Source organism: Cupriavidus sp. UYPR2.512, from assembly GCF_000379565.1.
Classification (GTDB): Bacteria; Pseudomonadota; Gammaproteobacteria; order Burkholderiales; family Burkholderiaceae; genus Cupriavidus.
In genome coordinates this window covers 1-2,904 of record NZ_KB902990.1, presented here as the reverse complement: position 1 = coordinate 2,904, position 2,904 = coordinate 1, and the positions used below count along the sequence as shown (strand labels likewise).

The following is a 2,904-nucleotide window of genomic DNA, read 5'->3' as shown; positions in this document are numbered from 1 at the left end:
CCTTCACTCATTCGCCATCACCCCTTCAAGGACGACAGCTTAATCTACCGCCTGATCACTGTCTCAAATCGTGGGTCCACTTTAAAGCACTTCGCTACTCGGATACCCGAGGGCCCTGCGGGTGTTAGCCAGAGAGCAGCCATGACCGAAGTAGTAATCCACCGCCGCGCGCTTTTGCTCCAGCGTATATCTCGGCTTGGGATGGCGGCGCTTGGGCAAGTCGCCCAACGCCTGGTAGATGTGGACCCACCGCTTCAGGTTCTTACCCGACGGATAACCCAACTCGCGAACGACCGTTGCCGTCTTCCCGCCGTACTTAAAATATAACTTGACCGCCCTGATGCGATCCTCGTACGAATACATGAACTACCTCCAAGTAGTCCAAGTTTTCGTCCGCGCCCCCTTCTAGCAAAGCTGAAATGTCCGCCTGAGGCGCCTGTTCGTGGTATTCAGCCTGCCCGGTTGAATACATAAAAGGACGCCCGGCGATGCCCAGTCGGCTATGACGTGAGTGCCGACGACGGCTGGCTTATCATGTGGCCTTCGCATCCACGACCACAGCTATGCAAGACCTGCCGACCGAAGACTTCCAATGCCAACCGCTGGTGCGGATCGGCTAGGCCGATTCCTATCTGCCTGGCACCTCAACATGGCGCGCCTGGTCCGTCCGCTGGGTGCACCGCGGACAGGACATCCTGTATGGCCCAACGCCGGTGACTGGAGCTGCCCGGCCATGACCCGTGGCGGAAAACCCGCTGCCCACGGACTTGCGGCATACAGCGCCTGGATTATCCACTGGAAGCTATGCACCCCACCCTGCAAGCATACGAGCCTGGTTTCGATGTCATGTACGCATCCTTCCGGATGATTCGATCTTTTCGTCAATCAAGGCCAAAGCTCGGTCAGGGATGCGGAGAAAAGCGCTGACGAGTCTTCTAGCGCGTTCGGCGCTCGCTGGCCGAACGTGCCAACATACACGATTAGTTGCGACAAGCGGATGACCTCAGTTTCTTGCTGGGTGTAAGCGGCAGCAAATAAGAATATCCATTACTGACGCCTCGTCCTATACGTTCACGGCGATGCATATCCTGATTACAGGCGCTGCTGCCTCCGCCACTCAACATTGGCCCAAGCGGTTGGCACTGCCACCGGCGCCTTTGGCTATCCATGGAGTGGGAAAAAAACCCAAATGTTGGATAGGCGTCCAACTCCTGGAGCCACAGATAAAAAGGGGACGTTGCGACATTTATAGCGTGTTTGGTCTTCTCTACTGTTTACAAATGTAAAATTCCTAATCCTCACCAACAGGTGCAGTGCCTAGTTTCCTGAGCCTGCATTCAGATTCCTGGGCAGCCGCCGGCCCAGCGACACTCCGACAACACGAGGAATGATGAGGGAAGTCTAAGCAACGTGGTATGTGTGAGGCAAGGCAGACTGAGTGCCCCACTTGCCTGTGGTTGATCAGGATCAAAATCTGGCGCTAACTGGTAAGGTCGATTGAAGACGCAACCACCTGCGAAGTGAACCGCCCCGGGAATCGTGGAGGCTGGTTGGTTTAAGTTAGTAGCGGTTCAGCGGCAGGCATTTGAAGCTGCCGATAGTAGTTTGCCTCAGCTTCGGCGGGCGGGTATAGCCGAGGTGTTCCATCAGGCGGTGGTGATTGAAACAGGCCACCCATTCCAGGGTGGCCAGCTCAACGGATTCGCGCGTCTTCCAAGCCGTACGACGATGGATCTCTTCAGCCTTGTACAGGCCGTTGATCGTCTCGGCCAATGCATCGTCATAGCTGTCGCCCCGGCTACCAACCGACGGCTCGATGGCCGCCTCGGCCAGACGCTCGCTATAGGGATGATGCTTGGGTAGCGAGACTACACCAGGATGTCGCGGCCTGATGCTACGCGTCGCAGGATTGACAGCGCCTCCATTTCGCCATAGCGAGCCCGGACCGCGCGCCTCTGGGTGGCAGAGCAGCCGGCATTCCGCTCCTGCTGACTCCACGTAACCCGCAATAACCTGGCCTCACCTCATCCCTTAAACTTGGTGCTTCCGGCAACAACAGACGAGAACCATGAAAAAAGCGGGGCGGGTCAAGACATGGCATGCAGACAAGGGCTTTGGGTTTATCGAGGTCCAGGCGGACATGAAAGATGTCTTCTTCCACGTCACGGCGCTACAAACACGCACCGCCTGGCGATCGCGTGAGCTTCGAATTCGGCAAAGGGAAGGACGGCTGGGTTCAGGCGCTGAACGTCACTATAGTCGGCGCACCGAAGTCCGGGACGGACACAAGTCTTTTGCCGGTACTCGCCGGACTGGTGGCCTTGAGACTCATAGTCGGTGGCGCCTTTGCTGGTTACTTCCCTCGACAGGCCGGCATTGTCAGCTTCATGGTCAGCGTCTTCACGTTCTTCGCTTATGCCGACGACAAGAGGCGAGCCAGCCGAAACGCCTGTGTTCAACCTTTTGAACCTCTCGTATCGCAAAAAGTCTTGACTTTGCTTCTTAAATGACCACAGCACGAATTTTGGGATCGCTTCAAGCGGAGTCTGCTGGAAAGCGGAAGCTCGGCAAACGACATGCCATTCAGACCCGAGATCAGAGTACGGCCATCAAGTAGCAGGTGATCCAGAGAAAGGCTGTCCGGCTCCATGAACTGCAATATGGTGCTTACACTGCCACGCAAAGTTGCCGCTCTTCCGCGTGTCGAAGATAGACCTTCAACGCGACAGCATCGAAAGGCACACGGTCCTGCTTTTGGGATAGCGCCATGACACTGGACTCCTGCCTGAGCTGGTGTAGTGCGACGAGGGCTAGTCTTACTGTGTCACAAGAGAAGTCGTTTGTTTGGCCTCCGACAGCACGGACACATGGCGAGTCTACCAATCAAGAGAATGCTGAGTTGGT

At 56.3% G+C, this 2,904-nt stretch carries 1 protein-coding gene and 3 pseudogenes; 2 read left to right on the top strand and 2 right to left on the bottom strand.

Going from position 1 to position 2,904, the window contains the following annotated elements:
- Window positions 1–84 precede the first annotated feature (84 nt).
- Window positions 85–363 (bottom strand): annotated as a pseudogene (locus A3A5_RS38705) (IS3 family transposase); the annotation flags it as partial.
- Between the two features lie 1,192 nt (window positions 364–1,555).
- Window positions 1,556–1,845, bottom strand: a pseudogene (locus A3A5_RS40555) (integrase core domain-containing protein); the annotation flags it as partial.
- Window positions 1,846–2,068: 223 nt separating this feature from the next.
- On the opposite strand from A3A5_RS40555, the pseudogene A3A5_RS44835 reads away from it, so the two are divergent.
- Window positions 2,069–2,134: pseudogene (locus A3A5_RS44835) on the top strand (DUF1294 domain-containing protein); the annotation flags it as partial.
- 64 nt (window positions 2,135–2,198) lie between these two features.
- The gene (locus A3A5_RS38695) at window positions 2,199–2,510 is read left to right on the top strand and encodes a hypothetical protein (protein ID WP_232431364.1); all 312 of its coding nucleotides are present in this window, start codon (window positions 2,199–2,201) and stop codon (window positions 2,508–2,510) included.
- The last annotated feature ends 394 nt before the right edge of the window (window positions 2,511–2,904 follow it).